12 protein-coding genes and 1 tRNA gene are annotated in these 16,428 nt (G+C 69.5%); 1 reads left to right on the top strand and 12 read right to left on the bottom strand.

The window, feature by feature from the left end; all coding sequences use genetic code 11:
• Nucleotides 1-94: 94 nt before the first annotated feature.
• The gene (locus ACFSQR_RS09615; RefSeq protein ID WP_377729535.1) at nt 95-1,513 is read left to right on the top strand and encodes a coniferyl aldehyde dehydrogenase; all 1,419 of its coding nucleotides are present in this window, start codon (nt 95-97) and stop codon (nt 1,511-1,513) included.
• Here the strand turns inward: ACFSQR_RS09615 and ACFSQR_RS09610 are convergent.
• The 12 genes from ACFSQR_RS09610 to ACFSQR_RS09555 all read right to left on the bottom strand — a co-directional run bounded on the left by ACFSQR_RS09610 (nt 1,504) and on the right by ACFSQR_RS09555 (nt 16,424).
• A complete protein-coding gene (locus ACFSQR_RS09610; protein WP_377729534.1) occupies nt 1,504-2,775 on the bottom strand; it encodes an esterase/lipase family protein in 1,272 nt (423 codons plus the stop codon). The genes ACFSQR_RS09615 and ACFSQR_RS09610 overlap by 10 nt on opposite strands.
• On the bottom strand, nt 2,723-3,493 hold the full coding sequence (locus tag ACFSQR_RS09605; RefSeq protein ID WP_377729533.1) for a hypothetical protein: 771 nt from the start codon (nt 3,491-3,493) through the stop codon (nt 2,723-2,725). The genes ACFSQR_RS09610 and ACFSQR_RS09605 overlap by 53 nt, the downstream gene beginning before the upstream one ends.
• A 30-nt stretch (nt 3,494-3,523) precedes the next feature.
• Nucleotides 3,524-4,075, bottom strand: coding sequence for a phasin family protein (locus tag ACFSQR_RS09600; protein WP_377729532.1), 552 nt, complete (start codon nt 4,073-4,075; stop codon nt 3,524-3,526).
• A 43-nt stretch (nt 4,076-4,118) separates the two neighbouring features.
• Nucleotides 4,119-5,816 carry an AMP-binding protein gene (locus ACFSQR_RS09595; protein WP_377729531.1) on the bottom strand — a complete coding sequence of 566 codons (1,698 nt, stop codon included), beginning with the start codon at nt 5,814-5,816 and terminating at the stop codon, nt 4,119-4,121.
• 121 nt (nt 5,817-5,937) lie between these two features.
• The gene (locus ACFSQR_RS09590; protein WP_377729530.1) at nt 5,938-7,326 is read right to left on the bottom strand and encodes a wax ester/triacylglycerol synthase family O-acyltransferase; all 1,389 of its coding nucleotides are present in this window, start codon (nt 7,324-7,326) and stop codon (nt 5,938-5,940) included.
• The gene (locus tag ACFSQR_RS09585) at nt 7,326-9,305 is read right to left on the bottom strand and encodes an SDR family oxidoreductase (RefSeq protein WP_377729529.1); all 1,980 of its coding nucleotides are present in this window, start codon (nt 9,303-9,305) and stop codon (nt 7,326-7,328) included. The genes ACFSQR_RS09590 and ACFSQR_RS09585 overlap by 1 nt, the downstream gene beginning before the upstream one ends.
• 17 nt (nt 9,306-9,322) lie before the next feature.
• Nucleotides 9,323-10,972, bottom strand: coding sequence for a GMC family oxidoreductase (locus ACFSQR_RS09580; RefSeq protein WP_377729528.1), 1,650 nt, complete (start codon nt 10,970-10,972; stop codon nt 9,323-9,325).
• A gap of 172 nt (nt 10,973-11,144) precedes the next feature.
• Nucleotides 11,145-11,221 (bottom strand) — tRNA-Met (locus ACFSQR_RS09575).
• Between the two features lie 35 nt (nt 11,222-11,256).
• Nucleotides 11,257-12,198, bottom strand: a complete 942-nt coding sequence (gene miaA, locus ACFSQR_RS09570; RefSeq protein ID WP_377729527.1) for a tRNA (adenosine(37)-N6)-dimethylallyltransferase MiaA — start codon at nt 12,196-12,198, stop codon at nt 11,257-11,259.
• Nucleotides 12,195-13,409, bottom strand: coding sequence for a multidrug effflux MFS transporter (locus ACFSQR_RS09565; RefSeq protein ID WP_377729526.1), 1,215 nt, complete (start codon nt 13,407-13,409; stop codon nt 12,195-12,197). Before ACFSQR_RS09565 ends, miaA begins: the two co-directional genes overlap by 4 nt.
• A gap of 7 nt (nt 13,410-13,416) precedes the next feature.
• Nucleotides 13,417-15,318 (bottom strand): DNA mismatch repair endonuclease MutL, encoded by a 1,902-nt coding sequence (gene mutL, locus ACFSQR_RS09560; RefSeq protein WP_377729524.1) that lies wholly within the window; start codon nt 15,316-15,318, stop codon nt 13,417-13,419.
• 206 nt (nt 15,319-15,524) lie between these two features.
• Complete coding sequence (locus tag ACFSQR_RS09555) at nt 15,525-16,424, bottom strand: peptidylprolyl isomerase (protein WP_377729523.1); 900 nt, start codon at nt 16,422-16,424, stop codon at nt 15,525-15,527.
• Nucleotides 16,425-16,428: the final 4 nt, after the last annotated feature.

Genomic DNA, 16,428 nt, shown 5'->3' with positions numbered 1-16,428 from the left:
CCCGCCAGAAACGATTTGTCCTGATGTGAATCATGCTCCGGATGGGCGATCAAGTCCAGATGCGGCACGGCGAACGCTAACGTACAATAAGATTATGGCCCCAGATGAACAGGCCCTGTCCGCCACCTTCGCCGCCCAGCGCGACGCCTCGCGCGCCATCGGTCCCGTCGCGTGGGACGTGCGCGCCGACCGCCTGCAGCGCCTGCGCCAGCTGCTGCTCGACCAGCGCGGCGCGCTGGCCGCCGCCATCAGCGCCGACTTCGGCCAGCGTTCGCGCCACGAGACCGAACTGCTCGAAATTAATCCCCTGCTCGACGGTATCCACTACTCGCTGCGCCACGGAAAAGCCTGGATGGATGCGCGCCAGCGCCCGGTCGGCATCAAGTACTGGCCGGGCAGGGCGTCGCTGGAACCGCAGCCGCTGGGCGCCTGCGGCATTGTGGTGCCGTGGAACTATCCCCTGTCGCTCTCGCTCGGGCCGCTCAATTCGGCCTTGGTGGCGGGAAACCGCGTGATGGTCAAGATGTCGGAACTCACGCCGCGCCTGGGCGAGCTGCTGGCCGGCCTGGTCGCCGGGCGTTTCGGCGAGGACGAGCTGCGCATCTTCAACGGCGGTCCGGACTTCGCGCGGCGCTTTTGCTCCCTGCCGTTCGACCACCTGCTGTTTACCGGTTCGACCGCGGTCGGGCGCGACGTGATGCGCGCGGCCAGCGAACACCTGACCCCGGTGACGCTCGAACTGGGCGGCAAGTCTCCGGCCATCGTGGGACCCGGCGCCATGCCGGACACCCTTTTCGACCGGCTGGTGCAACGCCTGGTGGTAGGCAAGACGCTGAACGCGGGCCAGACCTGCATCGCGCCCGATTACGCGTTCGTGCCGCGCGCGCGCCTGGAGCGGTTTGCCGAAGCGGCCCGCCGCGCCGCCTCCGCGTTCTACCCCTCCGGCGATACGCGCGACTACACCAGCATCGTCTCGCAGCGCCACGCCGATCGGCTGCAGGCCCTGCTGGACGATGCGCTGGCGCGCGGCGCCCGCGCCGTGCCGCTGACCGACATGCGCGCCGATCCCGCGCGGCGCCTGTTCCCGCCGGTGCTGCTGTTCGACTGCGCACCCGGCAGCCGGGTGCTGGAGGAGGAGATCTTCGGCCCGATCCTGCCGGTGCTGGCGTACGACACGCTGGACGAGGCGCTGGCCTGGATCAATGCGCGCCCGCGGCCGCTGGCGCTGTACCTGTTCGAGACCGACCGCGCGACGATCCGGCGCGTGGTCGAGCACACGGTATCGGGCGGCGTCACGGTCAACGACACCCTGCTGCACGTGGCGCAGGACAGCCTGCCGTTCGGCGGGGTCGGCGCGTCGGGCATGGGCAGCTACCATGGCGAGGAGGGCTTCCGCAATTTCAGCCATCTCAAGCCGGTGTTCCGGCAGGGGCGGCTCAGCCCCGTGGGCTGGCTGTATCCGCCGTTCGGCCGCCTGCACGAGCGCGTGATGCGCATGCCCCGTCAGCCCTGACGCAGCGCCTTCCGCCTCCGCGTGCGCGGGGCCAGCCAGTGCCGCAGCTGCTCGTACACTTCCGCGCGGCTGAGCAGTTCCAGGTGGTGCATGCCGAAGCCGATCCACTGGTGCGAGGCCGGAAACGCCAGCGTGCGGGCCGGATCGGGATGGCGCCCGAGCGCCGTGTCCAGCGGCACCAGCCCGTCGCCCAGCAGCCGGTCGCGGATGTCGCCCAGGCGGCTGCCGGTGGTGGCGGCAATCGTATAGCAGCGCACGCCCTTCGGCAGGGGCAGCGGGCGCGGGAGCCTTTCGGCATGGTGGAAGCGGTCCAGCCCGTGCCAGTCCTCATCCACCAGGTTCCCATAGCGCAGGTCCGTGATGCCGGCGCTGCGCAGCCGGCCCAGCCGGGCAAACGGCGCTGTGGCGCGGCTGCGTCCCAGCACCGCGGTCAGCCAGTTGCCATGGCGTTCCAGCGGCGCGCCGTGATGCGGGGTGCCAAGGAAGACCAGGTGCCGCAGCGCCGCGCGCCAGGGATGTCCTGCCTCTTCGCCGTAATGGCAGGCGCTGCGCGCGACCAGGCCGCCCATGCTGTGCGTGAGGATCGCGATCTCGCCGATGTGGCCGGGCCAGTGCGCGACCAGTTCGTCGAGCAGGGCGGCCAGGTCGCGGCCGTTGGCCGAGATGTGGCGGCCGCTGTTGTAGTGCAGGTAGAGCGGCACGTAGCCGAGGTCGCGCGCCAGCGCGGCGCCATGGTCGTGGTTGGCGCTGCGCCACTGCAGGTCGCTGCGGCACAGGCCGTGCACCAGGATCAGCAGCTTCGCATGCTCTCCGCCATCCAGCGCCGCCAGCGCGTCCCGGTCCATCGCCACCGGCTTGCCGCCGGAACGCAGGCGCATCGGGATGGCCAGCGGATTGCCGGCGCGTTCCAGCAGGTCGCCGAACACGCCGTTCAGCGCCGCCAACACCGCCTCGCGCTGCGCAGTCGAGCGGCGCGGCCCGGTGGCGGCGCCGGCCCAGCTGTCGAGCCAGCGGCCGGTGAACGTGACGGACCATTTCGCGCGCCGGTACACGAAGCCGGTGACGCCGCCCGAGCCGGGCTGTTCGAGCGACTGCCCCAGCAGCTTCAGGTGCAGCGCGTCGATCTGGTCGACCAGCACTTCGGCCGCCAGCAGCAGCAGGCGGCCGGCCCCGTGCAGGTCGGCCGGATGCAAATGGCGGGCGGGCGGTTCAGGCCGCGATTTCCTGGCGTGCGCGTTCAATGTCCAGCCTTTCCATTGCATCGTGCGCCGTGCTGGCGGCGGCTTGCTCGCGCAGTTCCCGCGCCTGCGCGGCCCCGGCGCGCCCGTCGATCAGCTGCAGGCCGCGCGCGTACTCGACACGCGCGATCGCCGAGCCGGGGATCAGCTCCAGCGCCCGGCGGAAGTGGCGCAGCGCCTCGTCCCGGCTGGCGCCGTACGTGAGGGCGCCGACGAGCGCGCCGACCTTGTCGATGATCTCGGCGTGATAGACCCCCAGCGCGATATGCGCGTCCGCATGGCGTGGCTCCAGCCGCAAGGTGGTATCCAGGCTGGAGCGCACCTGGCCGGCGACTCCGCGCGCCAGCGCTTCCAGCACCGAGATCTCCTGGGCGTGGCGGCCCAGCGCGAACGCGTGCCAATAGAAGGCCGCGGCGCTGTCGGGCTGCTCCTTCTGCTGGTGCGTGCAGCGTTCGGCCACTTCCAGCAGCAGCGCGCACTTGCGCGTCCGGTCGGACAGGTACACCGCCTGCATGCAGCTGGCCTTGTTGGCCACCGAATAGCCGGCCAGGCCGCGTTCCAGCCCCGCCTGCGCCGCCTGCTCGAAGCGGCCGGCATGGAAGTCGATCCACGCGCCCACCAGCGCCGCGCTGCGCGGCCACGGTTCCGCGTCGCCCGCGTGCAGCGCCGGCCAGGCGCGCTTCAGGGTGGCGCTCGAATACTCGTAGTCCGCGCTCGGATAGGGAAACGGCTTCCACGCCATGGCAATGCCCGATCCGCCGGACTCCGGCCGCTAGTGATGGCGTGCGCTGGCCTTGGCCTGCTTTTTCGGGGCCGCGCGCACCTGCGCCTTGGCGGCGACGCTCTTGGCCGCGGACTTGGAGGCGGAGGCGGCCGGCTTGGCCGCGCCCTTGCGCCGGGCCGGCGCCGCCACGGCTGCCGGTGCACCCGCCTCGAACGCCGCCTTCAGGTCCGCCAGCTCGCGCCGCAGCGCGTCCAGTTCGTCGTGCGAGGGCACGCCGAGGGCCCGCATCGCGCGCGCCACGCGCTCCTCGAACAGCTTCTCGAGCTTGTCCCAGGAGACGCTGGCCTGGCGGCCGACGCTCTCGGCGAGCTGGCCGGCGCGGTCGGCCACGCCGAACACCTTGCCGCCTGCCATTTTCTGGGTCAGCTGGTGCAGGTCCAGGCCATCGTGGACCAGCTTGTCGAACAGGTCGCCGCCTTCCTGCTGCGCCCGGGCGAATGCGCCCAGTCCCGCTTGCCAGATGTCCTGTGCAGAACCCAGCACTGCCGAGACCATCGCATGCTGCTCCTCTGCGGGCATGTCGGTAATTTTCCTGACCATGTCGTACTCCTTGATTGACGGGTTGATACTGCGGCGCCTGCGATCACGCGGCCGCCACCGGGCCGGCGCTGCGCTGCGCCTCTTCGTCTGCCACCACGCGCCGCAAGATCTTGCCGATATTCGACTTCGGCAGCGGCTCGTCGCGGAACACCACGTACTTCGGCACCTTGTAGGCGCTCAGCAGCTTCCTGGAATGCACCAGCAGCTCGTCCGCCGTCAGGTTCGGGTCGCGCCGCACCACGACGATCTTGACCACCTCGTCGGAGTGCTCATCCGGCGCGCGGATCGCGGCCACTTCGGCCACGCCGGGGTGCGCCCCCACCACTTCCTCCACTTCGCTCGGGTACACCTTGAACCCGGAGACGATGATCATGTCCTTCTTGCGGTCGATCAGCTTGACGTAGCCGCGTTCGTCCATGAGGCCGATGTCGCCGGTGCGCAGCCAGCCATCGCTGCCCAGCACGCGCGCGGTTTCCTCCGGCATGTTCCAGTAGCCCTTCATCACCTGCGGGCCGCGCACGCACACCTCGCCGCTCTCGCCCTGCGGCAGCTCCCGGCCGGCATCGTCCATGATCGCCACTTCGGTCGACGGCAGCGGCAGCCCCACCGCGCCCGAGAATTCGCGCAGGTCGAGCGGATTGGCGCACACGATCGGCGAAGTCTCGGTCAGCCCGTAGCCCTCGATGAGCGGGACGCCGAACGTCTCCTGCCAGCGCTCGGCCACCTTGCGCTGCACGGCCATGCCGCCGGCCACGGTGAGCTTCATGCCGTGCGGATGCAGGCGCGCGATGTCGGGTGCGTCCAGCATGGCGTCGAACAGCGTGTTCACGCCGATCATCACGCTGAACGGGGTGTGCTGCAGCTGCTTGATCATGCCGTGCATGTCGCGCGGATCGGTGATCAGTACCACATGCGCGCCAAGGCGGCAGAAGGTGAGCGTGGCGGTGAGCGCGAACACGTGGTACAGCGGCAGCGGGATGATGGCGGTCTCCTTCCCCTCGGCCAGGAAGCCGGCCACCCACGCGGTGGTCTGCTCGATGTTGGCCAGCACGTTGCGGTGCGTGAGGATGGCGCCCTTGGGCCGGCCGGTGGTGCCGCCGGTGTACTGCAGGAACGCGACGTCGCCGCCCTCCAGCTGCACCGGCGCCAGCGGCAGGTGCCTGCCCTTGTCCAGCACCTCGTCGAACGGCAGCGCGCCGTCGATATGCCATTTCGGCACCATGTGGCGCACATGCCGGACCACCAGGTCGACGATCTGGCCTTTCGGGAACGGCAGCAGGTCGCCCAGTGCGGTGGTGATGACGTGCCGCACCGGCGTGTTGCGCAGCACTTCCTCCAGCGTATGCGCAAAGTTCTCCAGCACCACGATGGCGCTGGCGCCGGCATCGTTGAGCTGGTACTCCAGCTCGCGCGGCGTGTACTGCGGATTGACGTTGACCACGGTGCAGCCGGCGCGGAATGCGCCGAACAGCGCGACCGGGTACTGCAGCACGTTCGGCAGCATCAGCGCGATGCGGTCGCCGCGGCCGAGCTTGAGTACCTGCTGCAGGTAGGCGCCAAACTGTGCCGACTGGTCGCCCAGCTGTGTCCAGCTGAGCGTGGCGCCGAGGTTGGTGAAGGCCGGCTGGGCGCCGTAACGGGCGACGATCCAGTCGAGCAGTTCGTTAAACGAGGCGAACCGGTCGACATCGACGGTCGGGGGGACGCCGGGGGGATAGCTGTTGAGCCAGGGTGCTTGCATACCGGACCTCTCTGGAACAGAAGCAGCGGTCCGGTCCGCTGGCGCAAATACAAATCGCAGCGCACGAACAGGCCCGTTTCTAAATACTACCGCGCGCACGGTCCATAGCTTTTGATCTCGGTCAAAAATCCGGCCATGGCAGCATCAGCGCGTGCAGCAGCAGCGCCTCGAACTCTTCCGCATAACGCGGCGGCAGCGCGTGCGGGTCGCCCAGGCGCGCGTCGGCCATGACGCCAAACCCGACCTGGCCGGCATAGCTGAAGATGCTGACGCCGAGCCCGATGCCGCCCGATTGCGGCACCCAGAAGATCTGGTGCGCGATGCGCTGCCCCGCCAGGTAGCGCGGCGTGGCGGGCCCGCGCACGTTGGTGACCACCACGCTGGCGTTCGCGGCCAGCACGTCGAGCACGCGCTCTTTCAGGAATTCCGGCGCCATGCCCATGCCGGCGAGGATGCCGAGCGCTACCAGCGGCTGCTGCGAGGTCTTCAGCGCGGCCATGCGGCGCCGCACCTCGTCCAGGCGCTGCAGCGGATCCTCGATGCCGACCGGCAGGGACAGGAACACCAGGCCGAAATGGTTGCCCAGTTCCGTCACCGGTCCGGGCGGGCGCAGGTTGACCGGCACCAGCGCGCGCAGCTCGACTCCTTCCACCGCTTCGCCGCGCTCCAGCAGCCAGGAGCGCAGCGCGCCGGCGATGCAGGCGACCAGCAAGTCGTTGATGCTGCAGCTGAGCACGCGCGCCACCGCCTTGACCTCGTCCAGCGGCAGCGGGTCGGTCCACGCGATCCGCTTGGCGGTGCCCAGTTCGCCTTTCAGGCTGGTGGCCGAGTCGGGCGTCATGGCAGCAATGATGGCGCCTTGCTGCACCAGGTCCGCGGCGCGCGCGGCCAGGGCCAGCGCATGGCGCGGCGAGGCCAGCACGGCGGCGCCTGCGCCGGCGGCATGCAGCGCGCTGCGCACGGCGTCTCCTGCCGCTTCGGTCACCGGTCCGAGCAGGCGTTCCCATGCGCTGTGCGGGCGCGCCGGCGGCGCCAGGTCCTGTGGCGGCGCGTGCGGGTGCGTCGGGTCGGCGTCGGTGAGCGCGTCCATCACGTGCAGCAGCGCAAAGCCGTCGCCGTAGCAGTGGTGCATGCGCATGAAAACCGCGCTGCCGTGGCCCTCCCTGGCAAGGTGGAATTGCCACATCGGCCGGTGCCGGTCGAGTGCGGTGCTGGCCAGGCCGCCGGCCCAGTTCTCCAGCGCCTGCGGGCCTGCCGGCAGCACCGCGCTGCGCACGTGCCAGGCGAGGTCGAACTGCGGATCGTCTTCCCAGTACGGCGCCTCGGCCGGGCCGGCCACGCGCTGGCGGAAGCGGTGAAAGCACAGCATGCGCGTGCCGATCGCCGCGCGCAGGGCATCCAGCCCGACCGGGCGCTCGAAGCGCATCATCCCGCAGATCATCATCAGGTTGGCGGGACGGTCCATGCGCAGCCATGCCGCATCGACCGTGGACAGCGGCTCGCGCGCCATCAGAGGTGGACGCCATGCAGCAGGTGCTGCATGGCGCGCAGTTCCGGCGAAACCGGGGCGGCGCCGTCGGCCGGCGCGGCATCCTGTTCGGCGGACAGGCGGTAGGCCGTGTTCATGATGATCTGGCCCATATGCGGCGCGGCCAGCTGCACGCCCAGGCCCAGCATGCCCACGTCGGTGGCGATGCGTGCCGGCGCGTTCACGATCGCTTCCACCACCAGCTCCGCTGCCTGGTCGGGCGTCAGCGCCGGCGCGTCCCGGTAGGCTTTGGTCGGCGCGATCATGCGCGTGCGCACCAGCGGCATGTTGATGGTGGTGAAGGAGATCCCCGCATCCGCGAACTCGGCGGCGGCGCAGTAGGACCAGGCCTCCAGCGCGGCCTTGGACGCCACGTAGCCGGAAAAGCGCGGCGCATTGGTCAGCACCCCGATCGAGGAGATATTGACGACGTGCCCGGCGCCGTGCGCGGCCATCGCCGGCAGCAGCCCCATCGTCACGCGCAGCGCGCCAAAATAATTTAGCTGCATCATGCGTTCGAAATCGTGCAGGCGGTCGTAGCTTTCCTCGATCGGGCGGCGGATCGAGCGGCCCGCATTGTTGACCAGGATATCCACCCGCCCGTGCTCGGCCAGGAGCAGCTGCACGAAGCGCGCGCAGTCCTCGGCGTCGGCCAGGTCGGCCTGGTAGGCGGTCAGGTCGAAGCCGCGCGACTGCACCTGCGCCCGGGCTTCTGCCAGCCGGGCCTCGTCGCGCCCGCAGATCAGCGTGGTGGCGCCGGCCGCGGCCAGCCGGTGCACCGTGGCCAGTCCGATGCCGGACGAGCCGCCCGTGACCAGCACCACCTTGCCCGCCACCCGCCCGCGCAGCGTGCGGTCGATGTGGAGCGAAGGGTCGAGGTGGCGCTCCCAGTAGTCCCACACCGGCGCGGCGTACTGCTCCAGCGGCGGGCAGCTGATGCCGCTGCCCTGCAGCGCGGCGGCGGCAGCGCGGTTATCAAAGCGCGTGGGCCAGTTCACCAGGTTCAGGATGCCCTCGGGCAGGCCCAGGTCCTCCATCAGCGCCTTGCGCAGCCGGTGCACCGGCTGCAGTGCGGCGATGCCGTTGCGCAGCCACCCCGGCAGCAGCCCGAGCAGCGCGGCGTTCACGCGCAGGCGCATCGGCGGCGCGTGCGCGGCGCGCGCAAAGATGTCCAGCACTTCGCCCACGCGCCGCGAGACCGGCTCGGTCAGGTGGAAGCACTGGCGGTCGAGTCCCGGCTGATGAGAGATCCAGGCCAGCGCATCGACCACGTAATCGACCGGCACGATGTTGACCCGGCCGCCCTCGATGCCGACGGCCGGCATCCACGGCGGCAGCAGGCCGCGGATGCGCTGGATCAGCTTGAAGAAATAGTAAGGCCCGTCCGCCTTGTCGGTTTCGCCGCTGTGCGAATCGCCCATCACCAGGCCGGGGCGATACACGCGCCAGGGGACGGTGCAGGCATCGCGCACCACTTTCTCGCCCGCGTGCTTGGTGGCGAAGTAGGGATGCCACAGCTGTTCGGCCTCGTCGAACATGTCTTCGCGGAAGGTGCCGTCGTACATGCCAGCGGCGGCGACCGAACTGATATGGTGGAAGCAGCCGGCCTTCAGCGCCGCCGCCAGCTCGACCGCATTGCGGGTGCCATCCACGTTGGCCGCGACCTGCGGCGCAGCGCCGGCGCGCAGGTCGTAGATGGCGGCCAGGTGGAAGAAGTGGTCGACCTGGCCGGACAGCTCCTGGCGCACGGCCTCCGCGACACCGAGCAGCGGTTGCAGCAGGTCGCCCGTGACCGGCGTGGTGCGCGCAGCGTCGGCGCCCCAGTAGGCCTGCGCCGCCGCGAGCGAGCCGGCGCTGCCTTCGCGCACCAGGAACCAGACGCTGTTGCCGGGCGTGGCCAGCAGCTTGCGCACCAGCCGCTTGCCAATGAAGCCGGTCGCCCCCGTGACGAAATATCGCATGGTGTCAGTCCTCCGAATCAGTGCGGAGCCGCCGCGGCCGCCTCCGTTCCTGCCGGCTGCACGCGGGCGTCCTCCAGGATCATGTCGGCGCCTTTTTCCGCGATCATGATGGTGGGCGCATTGGTGTTCCCCGCGATCAGGGTCGGCATGATCGAGGCGTCGATCACGCGCAGGGCCTCGACTCCGTGCACGCGGAGGCGGTGGTCCACCACCGCCAGCGGGTCGTGCCCCATCTTGCAGGTGCCGGCGGGATGGTAGATGGTCTCGGCCTTGCGCCGGATGAAGGCTTCGATCTCGGCATCGCTCTGCACCGCGTCGCCCGGAAAGATCTCGGCGCCGCGGTACGGCGCGAACGGCGCGGAGGCCAGCACCCGGCGGGCGGAGCGCACGCACGCGATCATCGCCTGCAGGTCGGCGCGGTCGGACAGGTAGTGCGGATCGATCCGCGGCGGATCGAGCGGATCGGCGCTGCGCAATGACACTTGGCCGCGGCTCGCGGGACGCAGCGGGCACGCGTGCAGGGCGTAGCCGTGGCCCCACAGGGTGAAGGCGGCGCTGCGCAGCGTGCGCGCGTGCCCGTCCAGGCGCGCCGGCGTGAAATGAAACTGGATGTCCGGAAGGCTTTGCTCCGCGCTGCTCCTGACGAAGCCGCCCGCTTCGGCCGAATTGCTGGTGAGCGCGCCGCTGCGGTGCGCGATGTAGTCGTACAGGCGCCTGACCTGGGCGGGCAGCGTGCGCAGCGAGATGCCGAGCGAGACCGGGCGCCGGCAGTGCTGCACCACCAGCACGTCGAGATGGTCCTGCAGGTTGCGGCCGACGCCGGGCAGGGCGTGGCGCAGCGCGATGCCGTGGCGCGCCAGCTGTTCCGGTTCGCCGATCCCGGACAGCATCAGCAGCTGCGGCGAGTTGATCGCGCCGCCGGCCAGCACGACTTCGCGGCGGGCAGTGATGCTGTCGCTGGCGCCGCCGCGACGGAACGCGACGCCTGCCGCGCGGCGGCCATCGAACAGCACCCGCTCCGCGTGCGCGCCGGTCAGCACCGTCAGGTTGGGCCGGCCAAGCGCAGGATGCAGGAACGCGCGCGCCGCGCTCCAGCGCTCGCCGTTCTTCTGGGTGACCTCGTAGCAGTTCACGCCTTCCTGGTCCGGCCCGTTGAAATCCTCGCTGAACGGGAATCCCGCTTCCATCGCGGCCTGCACGAACGCATGGGAAAGCGGATTGGGCGAGCGCAGCGGCGCGACGTTCAGCGGCCCGCCAATGCCGTGGTAGGCGGAGCCGCCGGCCTCGTGGTGCTCGCTGCGCCGGAACAGCGGCAGCACGTCGTCGAACGCCCAGCCGGGGTTGCCGAGCGCCGCCCAGTGATCGTAGTCGGCACGGTTGCCGCGGGTGTAGATCATGGCATTGGTGGCGCTGCTGCCGCCCAGGGTCTTACCGCGCGGGCAAAACATGCGCCGGTTGCCCAGTTCGGGCTGCGGCTCGGTGAAGTACTGCCAGTTGAGCTTTTTGCTCATCATCAGGTGCACGATGCCGAGCGGGACGCGGATGAACGGGCTGCTGTCGGGCGGGCCGGCTTCGAGCAGGCATACGCGCAGGCCGGGATGCGCCGACAGGCGGGCGGCGAGCACGCAGCCCGCGGAACCTCCGCCTACAATGATGTAGTCATACATGGATTCCCCCGCAGCATGCCAGCCGCGCTCCGTGCACGCATACGCCCGATGTTGATCCTGTCCCGGGCGCTTGTAAAGTCCGTCAAATCGTGCGGGGAGGGGGAAGGGAAAACCGGAGGCAGAAACACAAAAGGCCTGGCTCTTTCGAGCTAGGCCTTTGGCAATGTGTTCTTGGTGGTGATAGGTGGACTTGAACCACCGACCCTAGCATTATGAATGCTATGCTCTAACCAACTGAGCTATATCACCAGAGCCACGCATTATGAGGCTTCGAACCCGGCCTGTCAAGTGCCTCTGCTGTTCGCGATCATCAAAATCTTGTCCGCGATACCGCTTTCGAGGCAGTCGACGACGGTCCGTTCCGGCATCGCGCGCAGCCACGTGAGTTGGCGTTTTGCCAGCTGGCGCGTGGCGACGATCCCGGTTTCCCTCAGCGTCGTGCGGTCTATTTTACCATCCAGGTAATCCCATGTCTGCCGGTAGCCCACGCAGCGCATGGACGGCATCGATGGATCCAGGTCGCCGCGTGCGCGCAGGCCCGCCACTTCGGCCACGATGCCGCTGTCGTCGGACGTCCCGAGCATCTGGTCGAAGCGCGTGGCGATCCGCTCGTGCAGCACGGCGCGGTCGCTCGGTTCCAGCCCGACCGGCACCAGTTCGAACGGCAGCTCCAGCTTCGGGCGGCCGGTCAGCAGGGCGGACATCGGCTTGCCGGTCAGTTCGATGATCTCCAGCGCGCGGTTGATGCGCTGCGCGTCGTTCGGCTTGAGCCGCTCGGCGGTCTCCGGATCGAGCGAACGCAGGCGCTTGTGCATCTCCGGCCAGCCGACTGCCGCCGCTTCGGCCTCGATGCGCTCGCGGACGGCGGCATCGGCCTTCGGCAGGTCGTCCAGTCCTTCGGTCAGCCCCTTGTAGTACATCATCGTGCCGCCCACCAGCAGGGGCAGCTTGCCGCGCGCCGCAATCTCTGCGACCAGCCGCAGCGTGTCGTCACGGAACTGGGCGACCGAATACACGCCGGTGGGCTCGATGATGTCGATCAGGTGGTGCGGCACAGCGGCCAGCTCGTCGGCGCTCGGCTTGGCGGTGCCGATGTCCATGCCGCGGTACACCAGCGCCGAATCGACGGAGATGATCTCGGACGGGATCTCGCGCGCGATGGCCAGCGCTGCCGCCGTCTTGCCGGACGCGGTCGGGCCCATGATGGCGATGGCGCGTGGCTTCATGCCGCTGCCTCCTGCGGACGCACGGCCAGCACACGCATCGAGACGAAGATCAGCGCGCCCAGCGTGCACGCGGTCGCCGCCAGCGGTAGCACGGTGCCGTCGAACGTCGCGCCGACCACGCTGCCGACCAGGAACGCGACACTCATCGCCAGCGCGCCCATCAGGCCTGCGGCGGTGCCGGCGTTGTGCGGAAACGGCGTCACGGAACCGGACTGCGATACCGGGAAGTTGATGCCGTGCGCGCCCATGGTCAGGAACATTGCGCCCACCACCGCCGCCCAGTGCGACACGCCCAGCGAGACCAGCGCCAGGAACAGGACGCCGGCGGCGAGCGAACCGGCGCTGCCGATGCGCAGCGTGGTGGCGGCGCCAAAGCGCGCCAGCAGGCGGCGGCATACGATGGTGCCCAGCAGGTAGCCGGACACGCCGAAGGCGAAGCAGTAGCCGAACATCGCGGTCGGCACGCCCAGCACCTTGATCAGCACCAGCGAGGAGCCGGAAATGAAGGCGAAGATGGAGCCGTACGACAGGGCGCCCGGCAGTGCATGGGCCCAGAACTCGCGCGAGCCCAGGACCAGCCGGTAGCTCGCCATCAGGCCGCGCGGATCGGTCGCATGCGGATTCTTGTGGTGGTTGGTCTCGGGGAGGCGCAGCAGCACGAATAGCAGCAACACCGCGGACATGACCGACAGCGCGACGAATGCGGCGCGCCAGCCAAACGTCACCTGCAGGTAGGAGCCCGCGATCGGCCCGAGCAGCGGCGCGAACGACAGATAGGTGCTGGCCTTGGCGATCACGTGCGGCGCCGCTTCTGCCGGCCACGCGTCGCGCACGATGGCGCGCGCGACGATGATGGCGGCGCAGCAGCCCAGCGACTGCAGGAAGCGTGCGGCGATCAGCAGATCGATGCCGGGCGCCGCTGCGCACAGCAGGCTGGCGAGCACGTACAGGCCGACGCCCCACGCCAATACGGGCTTGCGCCCGAAGCGGTCGGACAAGGGGCCCGCGACAAGCTGCGCGCCGCCGAAGCCGATCACGAACATCGACAGCGTCAGCTGCACGGTCGAGGCAGGGACTGCGAACACGGTGGCCAGGCCGGGCAGCGACGCCAGGTACAGGTCGGTCGACAGCGGCTGCAGCATCAGGAACGCGATGATCAGCGGGAGCAGTGGCACCTGCGCGTATTGCGGCAGCGGCTTGGTGATGGACATGGCTTGCTTACTGGCCGCGCAGGAACAGCTTGTCGAGCGAGGAGATGTCGAGCTGCACCCAGGTCGGGCGGCCGTGGTTGCACTGGTCGGCGCGCTCGGTGCTTTCCATCTGGCGCAGCAGCGCGTTCATTTCGGCGATGGACAGGATGCGGTTGGCGCGCACCGCCGTGTGGCAGGCGAGGGTGCCGAGCAGTTCGTTGCGGCGCTCGATCAGCACGCGCGAGCCGCCGTATTCGCGCACGTCGCGCAGCACGTCGCGCGCCAGCGTCTGGGCGTCCGCGGATTTGAGCAGGGTCGGAATCGAGCGCACGGCCAGCGTGGTCGGCGACAGCGCGGCGATGTCGAAGCCGAGCTGCTCGAGCGTGTCGCGGTGTTCGGTGGCGGTGCCGACTTCCACCGCGTCGGCGAAGAAGGTCACCGGGATCAGCAGCGGCTGGACCTGCATCTGCTGGCCGTCGACGCTGGCGTCGAGCGCGTTCTTCAGCTGCTCGTACAGGATGCGTTCGTGCGCGGCGTGCATGTCGACCAGCACCAGGCCGCGGGCGTTCTGCGCGAGGATGTAGATGCCGTGGAGCTGGGCCAGCGCGAAGCCGAGCGGGAATTCTTCATCGGGACCGCCGCTGGGCGGCATGATGAACGGTGCAGGCTTTGGGCTGTTGGCTTCGGTGCCGAAGGCCGCAGGACCAGTGCCCTTGTCGCTATCGGCGAACAGTGCGCCGTAAGACTCCGGGCGCTGGGCCACGCCGGGGGTGTCCCAGCGGCTGCCGGCAGGGTAGGGCGACGGCGAGAAGGTGCCGGACAGCTGCGCGCCGAACGATGCCTGCTGCGGGCGCCACATGCTGTCGGCTGGCGCGGCCATCATGGCGGCCGGCTGCGGCGCGGGCGCGCTGCCGAAGCTGGTGGCGGACGTTTGCGCCAGCGTGCGCTGGACCGCGTGGAACACGAACTGGTGCACGGCGCGGCTGTCGCGGAAGCGCACTTCGATCTTGGATGGGTGGACGTTCACGTCCACCAGCGCCGGATCGAGTTCGAGCGCCAGCACATAGGACGGGAAGCGGTCTCCGTGCAGCACGTCCTGGTAGGCGGCTTTGACGGCGTGCACCAGCAGCTTGTCGCGCACGAAGCGGCCGTTCACGTAGAAGAACTGGCCGTCCGCGCGTGCCTTCGACGCGGTTGGCAGGCCGACAAAGCCGTGCAGGCGCAGCGGGCCGCCGGCTTCGTCGACCGGCAGGCGCGCTTCGGCGAAGTCGTTGCCGACGATGTGGGCGCAGCGCTTTGCGAGATCGCTCACGTTCCAGTGGTCGACGGTCTTGCCGTTGTGCGACAGCGTGAAGGCGACGTCCGGACGCGCCAGCGCGATGCGGCGCACGACTTCGGCGCAATGGCCGTATTCGGTCTGTTCGGACTTGAGGAATTTGCGGCGCGCGGGCGTGTTGTAGTACAGGTCCTGCACGTCGATGGTGGTGCCGAGCGCGCCGGACGATGGCGTCACGGTGCCCAGGTGCGAGCCGACGATCTGCCAGGCGTGCGGCGCGTCGGCCGTGCGGGTGGTCACCGAGACCGCGGCGACCGCGGCGATCGAGGCCAGCGCCTCGCCGCGAAAGCCCAGCGTCGACACGTTCTCCAGGTCGTGCAGCGATGCGATCTTCGACGTCGCGTGGCGGGCCAGCGCGAGCGGCAGCTGTTCGGGCGGGATGCCGCGGCCGTTGTCGGTGATGGCGATGCGCTTGACGCCGCCTTCCTCGAGGCGCACGTTGATCTGGGTCGAGCCGGCGTCCAGTGCGTTCTCCAGCAGCTCCTTGACCACCGCGGACGGACGCTCGACCACTTCGCCTGCGGCGATCTGGGAGATGAGCTGGTCGGGGAGGGCCTGGATGGGGCGGGGAGCAGTGGGGACGGGCGCATTCATCCGCAGGATTATAGCTGGCGGCCCTGCTGCTCAAAACAATAATCGGCGCCGGCGTGGTGGAAAACGCGAAACCATAATCCAGGTTAAACCGAAGCGCCGGGGCGGTGGGGGGGGGCGGTCCCGGCGGACTCCCCGGCCTGCGCGGTTTGGCGGAATCGGCCATGAATTAGCCGAATCCGCCAAAATGCGGGGAGGGTCCCGCTTCGTTACTTCTTGCGGACGGGGATCGGGGCGTTGCAGAGCTCGACGTGGTTCGGCGACACCTTGGTCCACGGGCCGCCGCGGTTGCGCGCCGCTTCCACCACGCGCTGGTAGATCGGCGACTCGGTACGCATGACCTCATACTGGCTGCGTTCGGCCTCCGGAACGTCCGCGGCGATGCGCACCGATTTGATCTGGGTGCGTTCTTCGGCCTTCTCGTAGAAGCCCAGCGGCCCGGTCCCGCGCGGCATCACGCTCAGCAGCGGCATGCCCGCGACCACGCGGCCCACCACGGTGATGTTCTGGTCCAGGTGGCGCGGCGCGTGGCCGGACACGACGTACAGCTGCGAACCGTTGCCGCTGTCGGTCTCGTTACCGCGCGCGACGCCCACCATCGCGTAGCAGTGCGTCAGCCACGCGCGGCCCGTCTTGGGGTCGCGCGCCGACGGGAAGCCGTTCGAATGGCCGACCTGCGCCGCGTAGCCGTCGATGTCCTTCATGCGCACGAAGCGCTTGTCGCTGGCGACCGGTGCGGTGAACTCGGCGGTCACTTTTTCCTTCGCCTTGAACGGGCGCGGCTTCTCCTCGTCCGGGTCGCCCCACTGGACCACGTAGTTGTCTTGCGAGCGGATGATGTACAGGCCGTCGTAGTACTTCTCGCGCGCCAGCGCGCGGATGTTGGCGGCGGTCTGCGGCGCGAAGTCGGGCGCCATCTCGATCACCACGCGGCCGGACGGCAGGTCCATGTACAGGGTGTTCTCCGGGTCGAGCGCGCGCCAGTCGCCCGGCTTGGATTCCTTCACGATGTCCGACACCGTCGGCTTCGGCGGCAGGTCGGCCGCCGTGGCGCATTGGGTGGCCAGGGCCAGCGCGACAAGCGCTCCCGTCATGTAGTTGAGTTGCATCTGG

Source organism: Pseudoduganella sp. GCM10020061, assembly GCF_042683405.1.
GTDB lineage: Bacteria > Pseudomonadota > Gammaproteobacteria > Burkholderiales > Burkholderiaceae_D > Telluria.
Note: the sequence above shows the minus strand (reverse complement) of the source record. Positions and strands in the feature narration are given on the sequence as shown.

What these genes read in the sequence shown, in the direction of transcription:
- ACFSQR_RS09615 (WP_377729535.1), top strand. Translation starts at nt 95, where the DNA reads ATGGCCCCAGATGAACAGGCCCTGTCCGCCACCTTCGCCGCCCAGCGC.
- ACFSQR_RS09610 (WP_377729534.1), bottom strand. Translation starts at nt 2,775, where the DNA reads ATGCAATGGAAAGGCTGGACATTGAACGCGCACGCCAGGAAATCGCGG.
- ACFSQR_RS09605 (WP_377729533.1), bottom strand. Translation starts at nt 3,493, where the DNA reads ATGGCGTGGAAGCCGTTTCCCTATCCGAGCGCGGACTACGAGTATTCG.
- ACFSQR_RS09600 (WP_377729532.1), bottom strand. Translation starts at nt 4,075, where the DNA reads ATGGTCAGGAAAATTACCGACATGCCCGCAGAGGAGCAGCATGCGATG.
- ACFSQR_RS09595 (WP_377729531.1), bottom strand. Translation starts at nt 5,816, where the DNA reads ATGCAAGCACCCTGGCTCAACAGCTATCCCCCCGGCGTCCCCCCGACC.
- ACFSQR_RS09590 (WP_377729530.1), bottom strand. Translation starts at nt 7,326, where the DNA reads ATGGCGCGCGAGCCGCTGTCCACGGTCGATGCGGCATGGCTGCGCATG.
- ACFSQR_RS09585 (WP_377729529.1), bottom strand. Translation starts at nt 9,305, where the DNA reads ATGCGATATTTCGTCACGGGGGCGACCGGCTTCATTGGCAAGCGGCTG.
- ACFSQR_RS09580 (WP_377729528.1), bottom strand. Translation starts at nt 10,972, where the DNA reads ATGTATGACTACATCATTGTAGGCGGAGGTTCCGCGGGCTGCGTGCTC.
- miaA (WP_377729527.1), bottom strand. Translation starts at nt 12,198, where the DNA reads ATGAAGCCACGCGCCATCGCCATCATGGGCCCGACCGCGTCCGGCAAG.
- ACFSQR_RS09565 (WP_377729526.1), bottom strand. Translation starts at nt 13,409, where the DNA reads ATGTCCATCACCAAGCCGCTGCCGCAATACGCGCAGGTGCCACTGCTC.
- mutL (WP_377729524.1), bottom strand. Translation starts at nt 15,318, where the DNA reads ATGAATGCGCCCGTCCCCACTGCTCCCCGCCCCATCCAGGCCCTCCCC.
- ACFSQR_RS09555 (WP_377729523.1), bottom strand. Translation starts at nt 16,424, where the DNA reads ATGCAACTCAACTACATGACGGGAGCGCTTGTCGCGCTGGCCCTGGCC.